This window comes from Williamsia sp. 1135, from assembly GCF_002095395.1.
In the GTDB taxonomy this organism is placed as follows: Bacteria; Actinomycetota; Actinomycetes; order Mycobacteriales; family Mycobacteriaceae; genus Williamsia.
Genome location: NZ_MJEI01000103.1, coordinates 21,206 through 40,986, shown reverse-complemented (window position 1 = coordinate 40,986; position 19,781 = coordinate 21,206). Strand labels below are relative to the sequence as shown.

Here is a 19,781-nt window from a genome sequence, read left to right as displayed (position 1 = left end):
CCACTATTCCAGGCTCATGCCCCAGGTCCGGAGCGCGGCTTGATCCTCGTATTCGGCAGAGTCGGTGCGGGCAGACGATCGACGTGACCCGTGTATCCGGCCACCTCACCAAAACGTTCCGAATGAGCCTGCCATTGTTGCCGGTACGCCACGATCTCCTCGTGAGAGCGTCCGACAAAGTTCCACCACATCACCAGTTCTTCTTCAAAAGGTTTACCGCCCAGCAGAATCAGTCGCGCAGGACTGTCGTCTGAACTCTGCACGGTGATCTGACTGTGGCCCACACCCACGTATCCCATCTCCGTTCGGGCGACCTCGGAACCCTCGACGCTGACCGTTCCCTGATCGACGAGGATTCCGTATTCGAAATCGGTCTGCGCCGGGATGGTCAGCGACGACCCGACATCGAGGTCGATCTGCGCACCCACCAGAGGGGTGAACGTCGAGACCGGCGACGTTCTGCCGAGCAACTCCCCGATGAACACACTCACGCGCCCGCCTTCGACCCAGAAGGGTTCCGGTACGAAATGCTCGAATCGTCGCTCCGAGTCACGTGCATCATCCGGCATCGCCACCCAAAGCTGCACGCCGTGCAGAATCGAGGTGTCGGGCGTCGACACCTCGGAATGGCAGATGCCGTGACCTGCGGTCATCAGATTGACCTCACCGGGCCGCACCATCGCGTGTTCGCCGAGGCTGTCTCGATGCTCGATCTCACCCTCGAAAAGCCAACTGACTGTTTGCAGGCCGGTATGCGGGTGCGGGGGTACGTCCATTCCACCGGTTTCGCTGACATCTGCCGGTCCGTAGTGGTCGGCGAAGCACCACGCCCCGATCAGGGAACGGGCCCGCTGGGGCAGAGTGCGGTGGACCACCATCGCCCGCGGACCACCCAGCGGAACGTCTCGCGACGTCAGGATCTGCACCCGGTCCGGATCGCCGGGAACAGGCAGACAATCGATTTCAGGACCATTCACAACATTGCTCATAGGTATGACACCGCAATCATCGGCACGATCGGCCACCTTTCTCGATCCGTGACATTTCAATTTGCAATCGGACGAACGAATCAGCGGTCACGGTGGTAATACTTTCGGCATGGCAACGGCGGATTCACCGGTGTTCATCATGGGCGCACCACTGCTGCCATCAGTCTATTCGGCGATACCCGGCACGTCCCATTGATGGAGGTATAACCCACATGTCCTCTCCGACCACTGTCCAGAAGCTCGCTGCGGAAGCACTGGGCACATTCTGGCTGGTTCTGGGCGGTTGCGGTACTGCCGTATTCGCCGCCAAGTCCATTGCCCAAGACGATGACACCGGAACGAGTTTCCAGGTGGGCGTCGGGTTCCTCGGTGTGTCGATTGCGTTCGGTCTCACCGTTCTGACCGGCGTCTACGCACTCGGCCACATATCGGGCGGTCATTTCAATCCCGCAGTCACCGTGGGGGCCGCCCTGGCGAAACGATTCGAATGGAAAGACGTACCGGGATACATCGTGGTGCAGGTGATCGGCGGTCTGATCGCCGGTGTTGTCATTCTGGTCATCGCCAAAGGCAAAGACGGTTTCGAAGCCGAGGGCAACATGGCCGCGAACGGGTTCGGTGACCATTCTCCGTCCGGTTACACACTCTTGGCCGCTCTGATAGCCGAAGTCGTCCTCACGGCGATCTTCGTCGTGGTGATCCTCGGCGCCACCGACACCCGCGCCCCCGCGGGCATCGCGGGCATCGCGATCGGTCTGACACTGACCCTGATCCACCTCATCAGCATTCCGATCACGAACACGTCGGTGAACCCGGCCCGATCGACTGCCGTCGCGTTCTTCAACGGGAACGGGGCGCCGGGTCAGCTGTGGTTGTTCTGGCTGGCGCCGATCCTCGGTGCGGTGATCGCCGGCATCCTCTATCCCCTGGTGTTCGCCAAAGGCGCCGGCGAGCCCGAGCTCGACCAGATCCCGAATCCGCCGGTTCCGACGTAAACCGGCAAGCCCCCCACAAGCGGTCACCGAAAGCGGCGCAGCCGCAGACTGTTTCCGACGACGAACACCGACGACAGTGCCATCGCCGCTCCGGCGACCATGGGACTGAGCAGTCCGGCCGCCGCCAGCGGAATGGCCGCCACGTTGTAGCCGAAGGCCCAGAACAGATTGCCCTTGATGGTGCGTAGCGTGGCCCGGGACAGCCGGATGGCATCGCCCGCCGCGCGCAGGTCCCCGCGGACCAGGGTGATGTCACTCGCCTCGATGGCGGCATCGGTCCCGGTGCCCATCGCGAGTCCGAGGTCGGCTTGGGCCAGTGCCGCAGCGTCATTGACGCCGTCGCCGACCATCGCGACCGTTCTCCCCTCGGCCTGCAGTCGTTTGATCACGTCGACCTTGTCCGCGGGCAGTACCCCCGCGACCACTGTCTCGATACCGACCTGCGCCGCAACGGTTGTCGCCACCGTCTCGTGATCGCCGGTCAGGAGTACCGGCATCAGGCCGAGTCCCTTGAGCTCGGCCACCGCCTGCTTCGATGTCGACTTCATTTCATCGGCCACCACCAGGACCCCGCGAATCCGCTTGTCCCAACCGACGACCACCGCCGTGTATCCCGCCGCACCGGCCTGATCGAGTGCGACATCGAGCTCGACCGGAAGCTCGAAACCGCTGTCCGTCAGCAGCTTCGGCCGACCGACCAACACCTCGAGCCCGCTGATCGTGGCACGCACCCCGAGACCCGCGGTATTCGAGAACTCGGTGACCGGGTGCAGAGCGCCGACGCGCCGACGAGCCCCGTCGGCGACGGCCCGCGCGATGGGATGCTCAGACGCATCCTCGACAGCGCCGGCCATCGCGACGACATGGTCGTGTTCCTCGCCGTCGGCCACCCTCACGTCCGTCAAGACCATCTGGCCGGTGGTCACCGTTCCGGTCTTGTCGAGCACGACGGTGTCCACCTGCCGGGTCGACTCGAGCACCTCAGGCCCCTTGATCAGCACACCCATCGTCGCGCCTCGGCCGGTGCCGACCATCAGCGCGGTCGGGGTGGCCAGGCCCAGCGCACAGGGGCAGGCGATGATCAGCACGGCAACCGCGGCGGTGAAGGCGTCGGTTGCCCCATATCCAAGCAGGAGCCACACCGCCAGGGTGCCGAGGGCCAGCGCGATGACGATCGGCACGAACACGCCCGAGATCCGGTCGGCGAGGCGCTGTACTCGTGCCTTACCTGTTTGCGCCTGCTCCACCAATCGGGCCATCTGAGCAAGCTGGGTATCGGCACCGATTCGACTCGCCCGCACTACAACGCGGCCGCCGGCATTGACCGTCGCCCCGACCACGGTGTCGCCCGGGTTGACCTCGACCGGGACCGCTTCGCCGGTCAACATCGAGGCGTCTACCGCCGAGCTTCCGCTTTCGATCACCCCGTCGGTGGCGATGCGCTCGCCCGGCCGCACGACAAACAGATCCCCGACCGCGAGTTGCTCGATGGGAACCAACCTTTCGGCACCGTCCACGAGGAGCGTCACATCCTTGGCGCCGAGACCGAGCAGCGAACGAAGCGCTGCACCGGCCCGCCGCTTGGAACGCATCTCGAAGTAGCGGCCGGCGAGAATGAACGTGGTGACACCCGCGGCCGCTTCGAGGTAGATGTTCCCGGTTCCATCGGTGCCGCCCATATCCATTGCGCCATGGGCGGTCTGAGGATCGCCGGCAGATCCGAAGAAGAGGGCGTAGAGCGACCAGCCGAGCGCGGCGAAGGTGCCGAGCGACACCAGGGTGTCCATCGTCGCGGCCCCGTGCCGGGCATTGATGAAGGCAGCTCGATGGAACTGCCAGCCGCCCCACACCACCACCGGCGCGGCAAGGGTCAGCGACAGCCATTGCCAGTTGTCGAATTGCAGCGCCGGGATCATCGCCATCGCGATGACCGGTGCCGACAGAGCCGCACTGACGAGTGTGCGGTGTCGAAGGGCCCGCAATTCAGCGTCTTTCGCGGGCTCACCGGGCGTATCTTCGTCAGTGGCTCTCGCCGGAGGAGCGGCGGAATAGCCGGCGGCCTCGACCGCGGCGATGAGGGCGGCGGTGTCGATCGGGTCGGCGTAACGGACGCTGGCCTTCTCGGTCGCATAGTTGACCGTCGCCTCGACACCGTCGAGTTTGTTCAGTTTGCGTTCGATTCGATTGGCGCAGGACGCGCAGGTCATGCCACCGATCTCGAGGTCTATATGCGCCTGTGGCGCAGCAGTGACCACGACCTCAGGCCAACCGATAGCCGGCCTCGATGACCGCGGCCTCGACCTTTTCGCGTGCAACGGGTTCTGAGACGTGGACGATCAGGCCACCCGATTCCAGGTCGACTTCGACCCGATCGACTCCCGACACCTCGCCGACCTCTTCGGTGACCGAGGCGACGCAATGCCTGCAGGTCATCCCCACCACCGTGTAGGTGTCTGCACTCATGTCGCGACCTCCCCTTCCTATGAACGGACCAGCCGGGCTATTGCCTCGGTGGCCTCTTTGACCTTCTCCTGACCGGCCTCGTCACTCTGGCGGGCGGCGTCGATCACGCAGTGAGACATGTGCTCTTCGAGGAGCCCAAGACTCACCGCCTGCAGCGCCTTGGTCATCGCGGACACCTGGGTCAGGATGTCGATGCAGTATTTCTCTTCTTCGACCATCTTCTGGAGCCCACGGGCCTGTCCCTCGATCCGGCGTAACCGCTTGAGATAGTCGTCCTTGCGGTGGATGTAACCGTGATGGTGCTGCTCGTGTTCCTGATGTTCGTCGGCCATGATCACTCCTAGTTCGGCGCCCGTCGGCCACAATACCCCCCTAGGGTATTTCTCGCCACCAGCGTCGACATACGCCACATCCGGACCCGACAGGACCCGCCGAGGGCACAATTCAATGCCCTCGACGGACGTTCACGGGGATGATTCCGGCGGCGATCCGGGCTAGCCGGTGTCGTCGCGGCGGCGGATCGCCCTGGCCAACTCGGCCAGAGCTTCCGCGACGGCAAGCAGTGCCTCGTCGACGGTGGGTACAGCCTCAGCAGTCCTGTCGGCAGCCCGACGCGGGCGCGCCGTCCCAGGCGCACTCGGCGTGGGGATCTGCGGGGTCTGATCTTCGGAGACCTGTTGCGTGTCGTCGAGATGCCTCGACCGACGACCGGTACCCACCTGTTCTCCAGCAGACTCGGGAACGGACACCCGAGGTTGCTCGGTGGCGTGTCGCTGGGGCGAGACGGGCGCTGCGGACTCGCGAGCGGTCACAACTGAACCGCCCCGGCTCGAGCCGTTGCGGCTGACGGTGGTCTCCGGTTCGTAATGAGTCCCGAACTTGAGGGTCGACGACGTGGGAACGAACCTGTGGGGTCCGCCGTGATCGGCGAAGAGGGCACATGCGGAATCGGCGCCGTCCGTACCGGGACACGGCGACAGCTCGATCAACCGGTGGCCCGAGACCTCGTCAACCCACTGCAGCCACTGTCTGCGACCGGTCACCGGCTTGGCGCCGGCATCACTACCGTGGAGCCCTGGGTGACCTGATTCCAGCCGGCATCGCTGGACCCACCCGTTGTCTGGGGCGTCACCGAACGCCGCGTGAGTGTCGGCGGCAGCAATTACCGTTGACCAACACGCATCGAACTCGCCCACCACGGGTACATCTTGTCCTCAAGTGGCTCCGGTGGCGAGTCGACACACGAGTTGGGAGTACTGATGATCGGTTTCGTGAATGCAATTGCACTTGACGGTCCGAATCCGGTGGAGTTGGCCCGGTTCTACCAGCACCTGCTCGGGGGAGAACTGGACACCAGCGATCCTGAGTGGGTCGAACTCGACTGCGGTCTGGGCAAGGCGAAACTGACATTCCAACCCTCCACCAGTTATGTGCCGCCGGAGTTTCCCGACCCGAACGGTAGCCAGCAGTTCCATCTCGATGTCCAGGTCTCCGACTTCGAGACCGCCGAACCCCAGGTTCTCGAGCTCGGTGCGACCAAGGTCGACGGGCAGGAGCACGAGGGCTTCCGCGTCTATCGCGATCCGGTCGGCCACCCGTTCTGCCTCGTGCTGAGCTGACTCGATCTCCTGACTGCTGTACACCCTAGTCAGGCCGGGTACGATGGACCGCATGGCTGTAGTACTCGACGACAAGCTGGCTGATCTCGACCGCTGGGTTCCCGGGAATCGGTGCTCTATCGTGCGCGCCCTCGATGTCGTCGGCACCAAGACCGCGATGCTGATCATGCGCGAGTCGATGTACGGCACCACCCGCTTCGACGGCTTCGCACGGCGAGTGGGGGTCAGCGACGCCGTCGCCGCCGCGCGGCTCAAGGCCCTCGTCGCCGAAGGCCTACTGGAGAAGTCGCCCTACCAGGAGCCCGGCCAGCGGACCCGTTTCGAGTACCGACTCACCGAGAAGGGCGCCGACCTCGTGCCGGTCCTGTTCGGGCTGATGCAGTGGGGCGACAAGTACTGCCAGCCCAAGGGCGCGCCACTCGAGATGGTCTCCGACAAGACCGGCGCGCCGGTGCAGGTGACGGTGTCCACCGCGGACGGCGTCGAGGTGCCGCTCGACGAGCTACGGATATCACTGGTCAAGCGCTGACCGATAGACTTTCCACCCATGGTTGCCGACGCTGCGTTGCGTGCTGATCTCGTGGTGGTCGGTGCCGGCGTCGCCGGTCTCACCGCCGCGGTCCGGGCAGCCGAAGCGGGTCTGACCGTGATCGTTCTCAACAAAGGGCGCGGCTGGCGCCCCGACGACCTCGACCCCGGAACAGCGACGTATTTCGCCCAAGGCGGTATCGCAGTCGTCGAGCCCGACAACGACGAGGACTCGGTGGCGCTGCACACCCGCGACACCGTGGTTGCCGGTGCCGGACTGACCGACGAGGTCGCCACCGCATCGATCCTCGGTGACGGGTACGCAGCGGTCTCGACCCTCGTCGACTGGGGGGCACAGTTCGACCGGGGCTCCGACGGTCGGTTCCTGCGTACCAGGGAAGGCGGACACAGCGTCCGGCGCGTCATCCACGCAGGAGGAGATGCCACCGGCGCGCAAGTGCAGCGCTCACTCGCCACCCGCACCCTCTCCCATTCGCAGATCCGGGTCATCGACGAATCGCACGCCCAGCAGGTGGTGCTGTCCACGGGCGGTGACGCAGTGGGCCTGCGCATCGGGTCGGGCGACGGTCACACCGCCGAAGTGTTTGCTCCCACCGTCGTTCTCGCGACCGGCGGCGCCGGCCACATGTACCGCGCCACCACCAATCCTCTCGGTTCGACCGGTGACGGTACCGCCCTGGCACACGCGGCCGGGGCAGCAGTGGCCGATATGGAGTTCATCCAGTTCCACCCCACGATGCTCTATCGCCCGGGAGTTCGAGGGCGTCGCACCCTGATCACCGAGGCGCTTCGCGGCGAAGGGGCGATCCTCGTCGACATCGACGGCAATTCGGTCACCGAAGGCGTCCATCCTCTCGGTGACCTCGCACCGCGGGATGTGGTCGCGAACGCGGTGACCGCTGCGATGGCAAAGACGGGTGCCGAGCATGTCTACCTCGATGCGCGGCACATCAGCGACTTCGCCCGCCGATTCCCCACCGTGACCGCAGGGGTTGAGGTGATCGGCATCGATCCGGCCACCGACCTCATTCCGGTGGTCCCCGGCGCCCATTACCTGTGTGGTGGAATCGTCACCGACACCTCAGGAGCGACGTCGATTCCGGGGCTGTACGCCGCGGGCGAGGTGGCCCGCACCGGCCTGCACGGCGCAAACCGGTTGGCGTCCAACAGCTTACTCGAAGGTCTGGTCATGGGACGACGCGTGGCCGACGCCGCGATCGGCCGGACCGGCGGGCCGGTGGCACGGCCCGATGGACTCACGGCAGCCACCGAACGTCCTATCGCACCGCGTGGTGAACTGCAGAATCAGATGTCCGATCGCGCCGCGCTCAGCCGCGACCACACCGGGCTCAGCACCTTGGCCGAGCAACTACAGTCGGCGCCCCGACGTACACCGGTCACCGCCGCCGACCACGAGGACGCCGCACTCACCGTCACAGCGATGCTCGTGGTGAATGCGGCGTTGGCACGCAAGCGATCTCGCGGTTGCCATCACCGCACGGATGAGCCGGGGACCTAGACCGAAACTGCCTGCACCTCGGTGCCGGTCTTCCGTTCGAACGCCGGTGTTGCGGTGCCGGTGCGCATCTGAAAAACCGGCGCCTTCGTCCTCAGCACCTGTCCGGCAACCAACGTCAGACTCCGGGAGGCGACGACCACCCAGGCGAGGAGCAGCAGCACATACAGCGCCACCGAGATGATCTGCAGCAACCCGGAGTCGGTGGCGAACGCGAGAGCTGCGGATCCGGTGACGCAGGTGCCGATCGGGAAGGTGAAGCTCCACCAGGCAGGGGTGAAGCTCATCCCGCGGCGCACGTTGTGCACCGTGATGGACACTGCCAGTACGAAGACAAAGACGGCGAACCCGGCCATCACCAGTCCGTAGCCGATCCCGAGGACGTGTAGTCCGGCTGCGATCGGCGCTTTCTCCCCCTGGAATACCAGTGCCGAGTTGTTACCCAAAAGAACTGCTGCGGTGATGGATTGGCCGATCATCCCGAGCATTATCCAAACAGTCGGGGCCACGGCGACCGATGGCAGACCCCGATGGACGAGGCGCGAGTACACCATTGCGATGGTCAGGAAGCCGACGACGAGACTCAGGCCGAACATGGCGTAGCAGGTCGCCAGGAGGCCGAGCCGCAGTTGGCCCGCCGAGACGTGCTGGATCAGCAGCGATCCGGTGGCAGCCGAGACCATCGGCGGGACCACCGGCATGAGCCAGCTCGGCATCGCACCCGACCGCGCGCTCTGCGCCCCAGTGATCATCCGGAACGGGATCCACACGGCGGTGAAGAGTCCGGCCGTGGTGCCGGCCAGCCAGAGCAGTCCGCCGACCCACACCGCGACATGGTTGCCGAGGAACTGCGGACCGAGCTCGATGGTGCCGGCGCCGACGGTCAGCAGCGCCATGGCGGGCGCTCCGTAGAAGTGGGCCATCATCGGGTCGTCGGCGTGCTCGGCCGGGCCTCCGCGCAGGAACAGGATGGTCGCGATCACCAGCCCCACCGACGCGAGCAGCCAGAAGCCGGTGGCCGATGTGTTCAGACCCGGCAAGTCCGAGTGCAGGGCCACCCCTGAGGTGGCCACGATTCCCGTACCCATGATTGCGGCAAACCAGTTCGGCGTCATGCATCGATCGTGCAGCTCAGACGTTCTCGCCGGTAGACGGCTTGTCCTTGTCATGTCACAAGTTCAGCTTGTACCCTGCGCTGATGGTGTTGCCCGCACGCGTTCCCGACCTGTCCGCGCTGGACGTGGTGGTATCGGTGGCCCGGAGCGGAAGCATGAGCGCCGCCGCTCGAGAACAGAATCTGAGCCAGCAGGCGATCAGCTCCCGCGTTCACGCGGTGGAGCGCGAACTCGGCGTCATGCTCTTCCGCCGCTCGCCGTCGGGTACCGAACTGACCACCGAGGGTGTCGCCGTACTGGAATGGGCGGCGGGCCTGCTCGACGCAGCCGAAAAGTTCTCTGCGGGTATCGAATCGCTGCTCGGCAGCAAACGGGCTTCGCTGACCGTCGCGGCATCGATGACGATCGCCGAATACCTCGTCCCCTCATGGGCGCTGAGTCTGCGCAGGCTCTATCCCGAGGCCCGCATCAACGTACGGCCCATGAACTCCGCAGATGTGACGCGCGAGGTGCTGGGTGGCAACGTCGACCTCGGATTCGTCGAGGGCCCCGACGTGGAGTCGCGACTCGACAACCTAACTGTCGGCCACGACGAGCTGGTGGTGGTCACCCGACCTGAACATCCCTGGGCCAGGGCCGAACGCGTGATCACCGCCGAGGAACTGGCGCGAACACCACTGGTGCAACGGGAACCGGGGTCCGGTACCCGCGTCACGTTCGAGGCTGCGTTCGGAGAGGTCGCCGACCCCCTGCTCGAGCTGACCTCGGTTGCTGCGGTCAAGGCCGCAGTGTTGAGTTCCGACGCACCCGCGGTTCTCTCGAGCCTGTCCGTGACCCCGGAATTGACGGACGGCAGACTCGTGCGGATCTCGGTGACCGGCGTCCGGATGCCCCGCACGCTGCGTGCGGTGTGGAACCGCAGCGGCGGGTTACGCGGCCCTGCACGAGATCTGGTGGAGCTCGCCACCCAGGCCGGACCGCGGCGATGACCGGAGCGCCCCACCACTCCACGGTTCGCGGAGCACGGCTTGCGTGGACCGAGTCCGGGTCGGGCCCGCCTGCGCTCTGGGCGCACGGCCTGACCGCGAGCGCGACCGGAGCGCAGCCTCCCGGACCGTTCGACTGGTCCCCACTCGAGGGCGAGCATCGCCTGATCCGCTACGACGCTCGGGCACATGGCAACTCGACCGGAGACGCCATACCCGAGCAATACACGTGGCCCAATCTCGCCCTCGACCTGCTCGACCTGCTCAACCGCGCCGCCGGCACGGAGCCGGCCTCGGGCATCGGCGCCTCCATGGGCACCGCGACCCTGCTCTACGCCGCGGTCGCCCAACCGGGCCGGTTCCGCCGTCTGGTTCTCACGACGCCGCCGACGGCAGGACAGACCCGCGCCCGGCACGTCGCCGGATATCGGGACGGAGCTGCACTCATCGAACGCGAGGGAATGGCCGCCTTCGAGGCCGCCGCCGGACCGCTGCCCCCGGTGTTGACCGGAATCGTCCAGACCCCTTCCCCTCCGTCGGTCCCCCGGTCACTGCTGCCGTCGGTGTTGCGGGGCGCAGCCCTGTCGGACCTGCCTCCTGCCGCTGCCCTCGCTGCCATCGACGTGCCGGTGTTGGTGCTCGCCTGGTCGGGCGACGACGGCCATCCGTTGTCGACCGCCCGCTACCTGGCAGCGATCATTCCGAGCGCCCGACTGGTGACAGCCGACACACCTGGACAAGTGCGTTGCTGGCCCAAGGTCGTCGCCGCGTTCCTGCGCACGTGATCGCATCGGCAGAACTTGAAAGTTCGGCCACCCGAACTCTAAGATGAGCGGATGCGAAAAGCAGCTGTACGCAGCGGCGCGATCCTCCTGGTCGCTGCCTGCGTACTGGCGCTGAGCGCCTGTGTCGGTAAGCGTGGTCGCGACGACTCCCGGCTGACGGTCCTGACCACCTTCACGGTCTTGCAGGACATCGTCGCCAACGTCGCAGGTGACAAGGTCCGGGTCGAGTCCGTGACCAAGGCCGGCGCAGAGATCCACGGGTACGAACCCACCCCGGGCGATCTACGGCGAGCTGCCGACGCCGACCTCATCATCGACAACGGGCTCAACCTCGAGGCCTGGTTCAAGCAATTCGTCGATCGTCTCGACGCCGAACACATCGTCGCCAGCGACGGCGTCGTCCCGATCCCGATCACGGGCGACGCGGGCGCAGGCAAGCCGAATCCTCACGCCTGGATGTCGCCGCTGAACGTGCAGATCTACGTCGACAACATCACGAGAGCGTTGAGCGACCTCGATCCCGAACATGCCCGGGAGTACCGCGAGAACGCCGACGCCTACAAAGCCGAACTCCAGCAGGTGCACGACCGGATGGTCGCCGAGCTCGCAGCGATCCCCGAGCAGCGCCGAGCGCTGGTCAGCTGTGAGGGTGCGTTCTCCTACCTCACCCGCGACACCGGCATGCGCGAAAAGTTCGTCTGGCCGGTGAACGCTGAACAGCAGGGCACCTCGAAGCAACTGCAATCGACCCTTGATTTCGTGCGCGAGAACAATATTCGGGCAGTGTTCTGCGAATCGACCGTCAGCGACGCCGTGATGCGACAGGTCGAGCGTGCTACCGACGCCATCTTCGGCGGCACGCTGTACGTCGATTCGCTGTCCGAGGCGGGCGGCCCCGTTCCGACCTATCTCGACCTCATCCGGTACGACTCCGACACGATCGTCAATGCGCTCACCGAAGGCGGTAACCGATGACTCCCCTTTCCGATGCCTCGTCGTCGCCTGCCCCACCTGCCATCTCCGTCAAAGACGTGAGCGTCTTCTACGGCGATGTACACGCCCTCGAACATGTCGACCTCGACATCGCGCCCGGCCGGATCTGCGGCCTCATCGGGATGAACGGCTCCGGCAAGTCGACGCTGTTCAAATCCATCATGGGGCTGGTCAAGCCCGACGCCGGGTCGGTGTCCATCTCGGGCGGCACCCCCGCGCAGGCCCGGAACCACGGCCTCATCTCGTATGTTCCCCAGTCCGAGGACGTCGACTGGACCTTCCCGATCTCCGTCCGTGAGGTCGCGATGACGGGCCGGTACGGCCACCAGAACTTCATGCGCCGACCCCGCAAGGCGGACAAGGAAGCGGTCGCACACGCTCTCGAACAGGTCGAGCTGACCGATCTCGCGGACCGACAGATCGGCAGGCTCTCGGGCGGTCAGCGCAAACGGGCCTTCGTTGCTCGAGGTATCGCGCAGAACGCGGACGTGCTGCTGCTCGACGAACCGTTCGCCGGGGTGGACAAGAAGTCAGAGGCGACCATCATCCGGTTGCTGGTGTCACTCGCAGCAGAAGGCAAGACCATCTTGATCTCCACCCACGACCTCGGTTCCCTCGGGACCTTCTGCGACGAGGCGGTCCTGCTGATGCGAACGGTTCTCATGCACAACGTCCCCGGGGAGGTCCTGCGGCCCCGAGTCCTTGCCCGGGCTTTCGGAATGGATGTCCTCGACGGGCAGGTGGTCCCGTGATTCTCGACTGGTGGCTGGACCCCCTCGCCGAGGACTTCATGGTCAACATGCTCCTCGCGACGACCATCGCGGCAGCCATCTGCGCGATGATCAGTTGCTGGATCGTGCTGATCGGATGGTCACTCATGGGTGATGCGGTCTCGCACGCGGTGCTGCCGGGCGTTGTCCTCGCCTACATCTTCGGAGCCCCGTTCGCGGTGGGAGCGTTGATCTTCGGCCTCGGTGCGGTGTTGCTGATCGGAGTGGTCCGAGACACCAGCCGCGTGAAAGAGGATGCCGCGATCGGGATCGTGTTCAGCACGTTGTTCGCCTTCGGACTGGTGCTGATCTCGATCACCCCCAGTCAGACGGACCTCAACCACATCCTGTTCGGCAACGTCCTCGGGGTGTCCATGGCCGATCTGTGGCAGATCATCATCCTGGCCGTGGTGGCAGTTGTCGTCCTGACCCTCAAACGCCGCGACCTCACGCTTTTTGCCTTCGACCCCACGCACGCCCATGCGATCGGGCTGTCGCCGCGCCGGCTCGGCGCGCTTCTACTCGGCCTGCTGGCCCTGACTTGTGTTGTGGCACTTCAAATTGTCGGCGTCGTGCTCGTTGTCGCGATGCTGATCATTCCGGGCGCATCGGCGTACCTGCTCACCGACCGATTCAACAGGATGCTCGTCATCGCGCCGATCCTGGCCTGTTCCTGCGCTGTCCTGGGCATCTACTATGCGTACTACCTGGACGTTGCGCCCGGTGCGATGGTGGTGCTCGCCCAGGGCCTGGCCTTCGCGGTCATCTACTTGTTCGCGCCGCGCCAGGGTGTGTTGATCAAAGCGGTCAACCGGGCACAGCGACGACGCTCCACGGCCCTCGCTGCGCCCTGACGCAGCGAGAGGTGACAGACGATGGTGTCGTACACGGAAGCTTTCAACCACAGCGTCGAGGATCCGGACGCATTCTGGATAGAGGCGGCAGGCGCCGTCGACTGGTACGTGCCACCCACGATCGCGCTGGGTATCGGAGACGGTGGCTATCAGTGGTTTCCCGGGGCCGAGCTCAACACCAGCCACAACGCTCTCGACCGGCATGTCGAGGCCGGCCATGGCGATCGCCCCGCGCTGATCTGGGATTCGGCGATGGTGGGAACCACCCGGACCTACACCTACGCCGAGCTGCTCGGCGAGGTCGCCCGCTTCGCCGGCGTGCTGCGCGATCGCGGGGTCGCGGCCGGGGATCGGGTCATCGTCTATATGCCGATGATCCCGGAGGCAGCGATCGCGATGTTGGCCTGTGCCCGGATCGGTGCCGTGCACTCGGTGGTCTTCGGCGGATTCGCCGGTCGTGAACTGGCCACCCGAATCGACGACGCACAGCCCGTCGCTCTCGTGACGGCGTCGGGCGGCCTGGAACCCGGCCGCACCGTCGAGTACCTGCCGATGGTCGCGAAGGCGCTGGAACTCTCCGCCCACCCGCCGGCAACGATCATCGTGAAGAACCGCGACGAGGTCGAGGGCAGTGCCGCCGATCACGAAGGCTGGTTCGACTGGGACGAACTCTCCACCGATGTCGTTGCGGCAGATCCGGTTCCGGTCGCCGCCACGGACCCGCTCTACATCCTGTACACCTCCGGGACCACCGGCAAGCCGAAGGGCGTCGTCCGCGACAACGGCGGCCACGCGGTCGCACTCACGTGGTCGATGCGCAACCTGTACAACATCTCCGCGGGCGACGTCTGGTGGACCGCATCCGATGTCGGATGGGTGGTAGGGCACTCCTACATCGTCTACGGTCCGCTGCTCGCCGGCGCCACGTCCGTACTCTACGAAGGAAAGCCGGTGGGTACACCGGATGCCGGAGCGTTCTGGCGGGTGATCGCCGAACACGGGGTTCGGGCTCTGTTCACCGCGCCCACCGCGATTCGGGCGATCCGCAAGAAGGACCCCGACGCCAAGCTTCTCGCCGACCACGACATCTCGTCACTGCACACCCTGTTCGCCGCCGGTGAGCGACTCGACCCCGACACCTACGCGTGGGCGACGAAGGTCCTCGGCGTCCCCGTTGTCGACCACTGGTGGCAGACCGAGACCGGCTGGGCGATCGCCGCCAATCTCCTCGGCCTCGAACCGATGCCGCTCAAGCCCGGTTCTGCGACGGTTCCGGTGCCCGGCTTCCAGGTTCAGATCGTCGATGCCGCTGGCGAGCAGGTCGCGGCAGGCGACGAGGGCAACATCGTCATCAAACTGCCGTTGCCGCCCGGCACGCTGACCGGCTTGTGGAATGACGAAGAGCGCTTTCACAGTTCGTACCTCAAGGCATTCCCCGGCTACTACCTGACCGGCGACTCCGGTTACCTCGACTCCGACGGCTACGTCTTCGTGCTCGGCCGCTCTGACGACGTGATCAACGTTGCCGGACATCGACTTTCGACCGGCAGCATCGAGGCCGTGGTCGCCGCTCACCCCGCCGTTGCCGAATGTGCCGTGATCGGGATCCACGACGAGCTCAAAGGACAACGGCCGAGTGGATACGTGGTGCTGAAGGAGGGCGTCGACATCGACCCGGATGTCTTACGATCCGAACTCGTGGCCATGGTGCGCGACGAGATCGGTGCGGTCGCCACCTTCCGCGACGTCACCGTCGTCAACGGCCTGCCCAAGACCCGCTCCGGCAAGATCCTGCGTAAGACGATGCGGCAGATCGCCGACCGCGAGGATTACACCGTGCCGTCCACCATCGAAGATGTTGCCGTTCTCGACGCCCTGAAGTCGCAACTCGGCTGACCGATCTTGGTGGGTTCTGGCGAGCATAACCGCAGGTCGCGCTCGCCAGAACCCACCACTTCGGGAGTATGCAGGGTTGCAATTTTGCAGGACTGCAAGTTTTGATACGGTGGGTGGGTGTCCCCGACCTCTGCGAAGCCATCCCTGCGTGAGCGCAAGCGCGCCGCCACGTGGACGGCAATCCATGAAGCCGCGGCCGCCGCGGCGCTCGATCACGATGACCTGTCGAAGGTCACGATCGAAGACATCGCGGAGACAGCCGACATCTCGCCGCGCACCTTCTTCAACTACTTCCCCTCGAAAGAGGACGCGATACTCGGCCTCCGACAACCGTCCATCGATGACGACACCGCCTCGGGTTTCGCGATCCGAGGCGACGACAATCTGATCGAGAAGGTTGCGTTGCTCCTGTTCGAGGTCTTCGACAAGACCGCAGGCGGGCCCGGGTCACGCGAACTCCGGATGACGCTGATGCACCGCCATCCCGAACTGGCGCGGATCCGCTTGGCCCACACCGAGAAGCTCCATCACCTCGCCCGGGCACTGATCGAGGCCAGCCTCACCGAGACCGATCGATGGCGGGACCGCACCCACACCGTCGACATCCGCGCGACGGCTCAGATCCTCGTCGCCGCAGGACAATCGGTCGTCCGCATCGCCGTCGACTGGATGCTCGCCGAGCCCGAGGACGGCCGACCACTCGACGAGCTGGTGCATCGGGCCGCACAGTCGTTCACCACCGTTCTGGAAGAGGCCTGAATTGGCAACCGATACCCGCGCGGTCGAGGCACCGGCCACCCCATCGGGTCGCGGTGTCCTGCTCCTGTTCGCCGGCCTGCTGGTCGCCATGCTGCTGGCCTCGCTGAACATGACCGTGATGAGTGCGGCGCTACCGACGATCGTCGGTGAACTCGACGGCAACGACCAGATGTACTGGGTCATCACGTCGTACATTCTCGCCTCTACGATCGGGATGCCGATCTATGGAAAGCTCGGCGACCTCTTCGGCCGGAAGAGCCTGCTGATCATTGCGATCTGCATCTTCACCGTCGGGTCGGTACTCGGTGCTCTGTCACCGAACATGTTGTGCCTCATCATCGCCCGGGTCCTGCAGGGACTGGGTGCAGGCGGCCTGATCATCCTCTCGCAGGCCACTATCGCCGACGTCGTCCCGGCCAGAGAACGCGGCCGGTACGCCGGCATCATGGGCGCCGTCGTCGCTGTCTCCTCGGTCGCCGGTCCGCTGCTCGGCGGTTGGCTGACCGAGGGACCCGGGTGGCGCTGGGTGTTCTGGATGAATCTGCCTCTCGGGGTGCTGGCGGTCGTGGCCGCCGTCGCATTCCTGCACCCGCCCAAGAAGATCCGTGTCCGGCACAAGATCGACATCCTGGGCATGACCGTGCTCGGAATCGCCACCACCGGGATCGTCCTCGTGGCCAGTTGGGGTGGTTCGCAATACGCGTGGACCTCACCCACCATCATCGGGATCGTGATGGGTACCGTCGTCGCCTGGCTGGTCTTCATAATGGTCGAACGCCGCGCAGCCGAACCCGTGATGCCCATGTCACTATTTCGGCAGCGCAACTTCAACCTCACCACCGCGGGTGGGTTGTTCGCGAGTGTCGGCATGTTCGGTGCGATCTCCTACATGCCCACCTACCTGCAGATGGCCCTGGGCGTCACATCCAGCCACGTCGGCCTCCTGATGGTGCCGATGATGGGCACGATGCTCGTCTGCTCCATCACCGTGGGACGACTCGTATCCAGGACCGGACACTACAAAGCGATGCCGATCGTCGGGTCGCTCCTGCTCGCCCTGAGCCTGTTCCTGCTGTCGACGATCTCACTCACCACTATGACCTGGCTGATCTGCGTCTACCTCGGGATTCTCGGTGCGGGGCTGGGCATCTCCATCCAGATCTTGATCCTGATCGTGCAGAACACGTTTCCGTACAGTCTGGTGGGCACGGCGACGGCGGCGAACAACTACTTCCGCCAGATCGGCGCCTCGCTGGGTGCCGCGGCGGTCGGCAGCCTCCTCGCGTCTCGTCTCGCCGACCTGCTCGTCGGCAAGGTCCCCGGCGACAGCGCAGGCTCTGCGGACGGCGCGAAATCATTGACTCCAGAACTGGTGCGCGGGTTCCCTGACTCGGTGAAAGACCCGATCATCGAGTCGTACAACGACGCACTCATGCCGGTCTTCTTGTTCGTCAGCCCGCTCGCCCTTCTCGGCGCGATCCTGCTGTGCTTCGTGATCGAAAGCCCCTGGCGACAACGGTGGAGCACGACGAGCCGTTGGAATCGACCACCGAGGTCTTGCCGTGATCACATCGCGCGCATGCCCTTGGTGATCACGAGGTCCCAGGCCCGGTCCGGCAGGACTCGCTTCAGGAAGATCATCGGTTTGGCTCCGGTCCCGACCGTATAACGCGTCCGTGGCCGACTCGCCTGCGCTGCTTTGACGATCGACTTCGCCACCGCCTCCGGCGACGACGGCAACCGCGATGCGCTCTGGCTACGGAGCACGTCGGCGACAGCTGATGCGTCGTGCGCGTATGGTCCCTCGCCCGCTGTTTTCACCAGGTTGTCCGCTGAGATCGTGCCCCACTCGGTCTTGATCATGCCCGGTTCCACCACGACGACGTCGATACCGAAGGGCCGCAACTCGAGACGCAGGCAGTCGCTGAGACCCTCGAGTGCGAACTTCGTGCTGTGGTACCAGCCACCGAAGGGTGCCGTGATGATGCCGCCCATCGAGGTGATGTTGATGATCGTGCCCGACCGGCGTTCGCGCATGCCCGGCAGCACCAACTGGATCAATCGCGCGGCACCGAACACATTGACGTCGAACTGACCCCGGGCCTCGTCCAGAGGAACGTCCTCGATCGATCCGTAACTGCCGTAGCCGGCGTTGTTGACCAGCACGTCGATCCGGCCCGCTTCCGCAAGAATCTCTTCGACACCGTGCGCCATCGAGTCCTCGTCGGTGACGTCCATACCGATGACCCGAATACCCTTGGTCTTCAACGGTTCCATCTTCTCGACCCGCCGCGCGGCGGCGTAGACGACGAAACCAGCTGCCGCCAGCCTGACGGCGGTCGATTCGCCGATGCCCGATGAGGCACCGGTGACGAGTGCGACTCTGCTGCTCATTGTTGTGCCCCCAGTGGTGGTCGGCCTGCTGTCGACGTGCCAGAACACGGTCATCCTATGCGCGCTTTGCCGGTCGGCCAACAGATCGGACCGTCCGACACTGAACCGATCGTCGCGGCGGTGCGTCCAATGGTCGATTGCCGCGGACGAAGGGAGCGAGATGGCAGAGGGCAGGCACCCATTGCTGAAACTGTTCTATCTCCTTGTCGGATTGTTCGTCATCGGAGTTCTCGCCCTCGTGCTCTTTGTCCGTACGATCTTCGCAGCGCCCGGCGCAGATCAGTCAGACGAGTCGGCATCGATCGCCCAGGCGTTGCGCGAGCTCCCTGGAGTTGCCACGGTGGACTACAGCTACAAGCACTCCTTCACCCACGGCAACGATTTCCTGGTCGACCTGATCTTCCGCGACGACGCCCGGTTGGACGAGGTCGAGCACGCGGTCTCGCTGTTTCACGATGAAACCGACCACCAGGATTTCGAGGGCTACCAGACGACTCTGGCGGTCACGCTCCGATCCAATGTCTACTCGTACGTCCCCGCCGAGCCTGCGAGTATCAAAACCTGGTTCACGATGCTGACCGACCCCGCCTTCGTAAAAGTCGGCGCTCTAGCAGTCGACTGGGCAATCTCCGTCCCCGCCGAGTCCGATGGCGTCGCCATCGCGAGGACGATGAACTACGTGGCGGATCGGTATGCCACGGTTTTCGAAAGCAAGACGGGCTCCGTCGCCGTCGGGACGTCGCCGTCTGATGGCGCCGATCCCGCCAGGCCGCAACCGAGTCTGTCGCTCTCGCTCAACGGCACCCGCCCCGTCCCAGAGGAACTCGCGGTGTGGGAGATGTTCACCTCTCGATGGCCGGACATGTCGTCGATCACCATGGACTTCAGCTACATCGAGTACACCGACCAGCGCTCGGCGATCACCCGGGTGGTGTTTCCAGGAGCTTCCGGGTACGCAAACCCCGACCTAGACCCGGTGCAGCTCGCCATTGCGGCAGAGCAGGAGCAATCCCTGCAGCAGTCACCCGTCCCCATGCACTACGCCGCAACCGGCAGATAGAGCGACCTGCTGCAGCGGCCAGACCATCCCTGCATTCC

Annotated in this window: 20 protein-coding genes; 13 read left to right on the top strand and 7 right to left on the bottom strand. The window is 65.1% G+C overall.

What is annotated here, in order from left to right; all coding sequences use genetic code 11:
* Positions 1-14 precede the first annotated feature (14 nt).
* Entirely contained in the window at positions 15-989 is a 975-nt protein-coding gene (locus tag BFL43_RS21560) for a pirin family protein (protein ID WP_084894621.1), read from the bottom strand.
* A 212-nt stretch (positions 990-1,201) separates the two neighbouring features.
* On the opposite strand from BFL43_RS21560, the gene aqpZ reads away from it, so the two are divergent.
* The gene (gene aqpZ, locus BFL43_RS21555; protein WP_084894619.1) at positions 1,202-1,984 is read left to right on the top strand and encodes an aquaporin Z; all 783 of its coding nucleotides are present in this window, start codon (positions 1,202-1,204) and stop codon (positions 1,982-1,984) included.
* 23 nt (positions 1,985-2,007) lie between these two features.
* On the opposite strand, the gene BFL43_RS21550 is transcribed toward aqpZ, so the two are convergent.
* From BFL43_RS21550 to BFL43_RS21535, 4 genes are all read right to left on the bottom strand, one after another.
* On the bottom strand, positions 2,008-4,191 hold the full coding sequence (locus tag BFL43_RS21550; protein ID WP_084894846.1) for a heavy metal translocating P-type ATPase: 2,184 nt from the start codon (positions 4,189-4,191) through the stop codon (positions 2,008-2,010).
* Positions 4,192-4,243: 52 nt separating this feature from the next.
* A complete protein-coding gene (locus BFL43_RS21545) occupies positions 4,244-4,447 on the bottom strand; it encodes a cation transporter (RefSeq protein WP_084894617.1) in 204 nt (67 codons plus the stop codon).
* Between the two features lie 17 nt (positions 4,448-4,464).
* Positions 4,465-4,779: a metal-sensitive transcriptional regulator gene (locus BFL43_RS21540; RefSeq protein ID WP_084894844.1), complete on the bottom strand. Its 315-nt coding sequence runs from the start codon at positions 4,777-4,779 to the stop codon at positions 4,465-4,467.
* 162 nt (positions 4,780-4,941) lie between these two features.
* On the bottom strand, positions 4,942-5,490 hold the full coding sequence (locus tag BFL43_RS21535; RefSeq protein WP_143695454.1) for a hypothetical protein: 549 nt from the start codon (positions 5,488-5,490) through the stop codon (positions 4,942-4,944).
* 216 nt (positions 5,491-5,706) lie between these two features.
* Between BFL43_RS21535 and BFL43_RS21530 the strand changes: the two genes are divergently transcribed.
* Genes BFL43_RS21530 through nadB form a run of 3 tightly spaced genes read left to right on the top strand, consistent with a single transcriptional unit; the run spans position 5,707 to position 8,134 of the window.
* Positions 5,707-6,066, top strand: a complete 360-nt coding sequence (locus tag BFL43_RS21530) for a VOC family protein (RefSeq protein WP_084894613.1) — start codon at positions 5,707-5,709, stop codon at positions 6,064-6,066.
* 52 nt (positions 6,067-6,118) lie between these two features.
* The gene (locus BFL43_RS21525; RefSeq protein ID WP_240498408.1) at positions 6,119-6,595 is read left to right on the top strand and encodes a helix-turn-helix domain-containing protein; all 477 of its coding nucleotides are present in this window, start codon (positions 6,119-6,121) and stop codon (positions 6,593-6,595) included.
* Between the two features lie 18 nt (positions 6,596-6,613).
* Complete coding sequence (gene nadB, locus BFL43_RS21520) at positions 6,614-8,134, top strand: L-aspartate oxidase (RefSeq protein WP_084894609.1); 1,521 nt, start codon at positions 6,614-6,616, stop codon at positions 8,132-8,134.
* On the opposite strand, the gene BFL43_RS21515 is transcribed toward nadB, so the two are convergent.
* Positions 8,131-9,246, bottom strand: a complete 1,116-nt coding sequence (locus BFL43_RS21515; RefSeq protein ID WP_084894608.1) for a TDT family transporter — start codon at positions 9,244-9,246, stop codon at positions 8,131-8,133. The genes nadB and BFL43_RS21515 overlap by 4 nt on opposite strands.
* An 83-nt stretch (positions 9,247-9,329) precedes the next feature.
* Between BFL43_RS21515 and BFL43_RS21510 the strand changes: the two genes are divergently transcribed.
* The 8 genes from BFL43_RS21510 (at position 9,330) to BFL43_RS21475 (ending at position 17,958) form a co-directional block, all read left to right on the top strand.
* The gene (locus tag BFL43_RS21510; RefSeq protein ID WP_084894606.1) at positions 9,330-10,235 is read left to right on the top strand and encodes a LysR family transcriptional regulator; all 906 of its coding nucleotides are present in this window, start codon (positions 9,330-9,332) and stop codon (positions 10,233-10,235) included.
* Entirely contained in the window at positions 10,232-11,017 is a 786-nt protein-coding gene (locus BFL43_RS21505) for an alpha/beta hydrolase (protein ID WP_084894604.1), read from the top strand. Before BFL43_RS21510 ends, BFL43_RS21505 begins: the two co-directional genes overlap by 4 nt.
* Positions 11,018-11,068: 51 nt before the next feature.
* Positions 11,069-11,992, top strand: coding sequence for a metal ABC transporter substrate-binding protein (locus BFL43_RS21500; protein ID WP_084894602.1), 924 nt, complete (start codon positions 11,069-11,071; stop codon positions 11,990-11,992).
* Positions 11,989-12,762, top strand: a complete 774-nt coding sequence (locus BFL43_RS21495; protein ID WP_084894600.1) for a metal ABC transporter ATP-binding protein — start codon at positions 11,989-11,991, stop codon at positions 12,760-12,762. The genes BFL43_RS21500 and BFL43_RS21495 overlap by 4 nt, the downstream gene beginning before the upstream one ends.
* Positions 12,763-12,800: 38 nt before the next feature.
* Positions 12,801-13,634, top strand: coding sequence for a metal ABC transporter permease (locus BFL43_RS21490; RefSeq protein WP_084894842.1), 834 nt, complete (start codon positions 12,801-12,803; stop codon positions 13,632-13,634).
* 21 nt (positions 13,635-13,655) lie between these two features.
* Entirely contained in the window at positions 13,656-15,530 is a 1,875-nt protein-coding gene (locus BFL43_RS21485; RefSeq protein ID WP_084894599.1) for a propionyl-CoA synthetase, read from the top strand.
* 117 nt (positions 15,531-15,647) lie between these two features.
* Positions 15,648-16,289 carry a TetR family transcriptional regulator gene (locus tag BFL43_RS21480; RefSeq protein ID WP_084894597.1) on the top strand — a complete coding sequence of 214 codons (642 nt, stop codon included), beginning with the start codon at positions 15,648-15,650 and terminating at the stop codon, positions 16,287-16,289.
* Between the two features lies 1 nt (position 16,290).
* Positions 16,291-17,958, top strand: coding sequence for an MDR family MFS transporter (locus tag BFL43_RS21475; protein WP_240498407.1), 1,668 nt, complete (start codon positions 16,291-16,293; stop codon positions 17,956-17,958).
* Here BFL43_RS21475 and BFL43_RS21470 read toward each other — a convergent pair.
* Positions 17,856-18,683, bottom strand: a complete 828-nt coding sequence (locus BFL43_RS21470) for an oxidoreductase (RefSeq protein ID WP_084894595.1) — start codon at positions 18,681-18,683, stop codon at positions 17,856-17,858. The genes BFL43_RS21475 and BFL43_RS21470 overlap by 103 nt on opposite strands.
* A 160-nt stretch (positions 18,684-18,843) precedes the next feature.
* Between BFL43_RS21470 and BFL43_RS21465 the strand changes: the two genes are divergently transcribed.
* On the top strand, positions 18,844-19,743 hold the full coding sequence (locus tag BFL43_RS21465; protein WP_084894593.1) for a hypothetical protein: 900 nt from the start codon (positions 18,844-18,846) through the stop codon (positions 19,741-19,743).
* Positions 19,744-19,781: the final 38 nt, after the last annotated feature.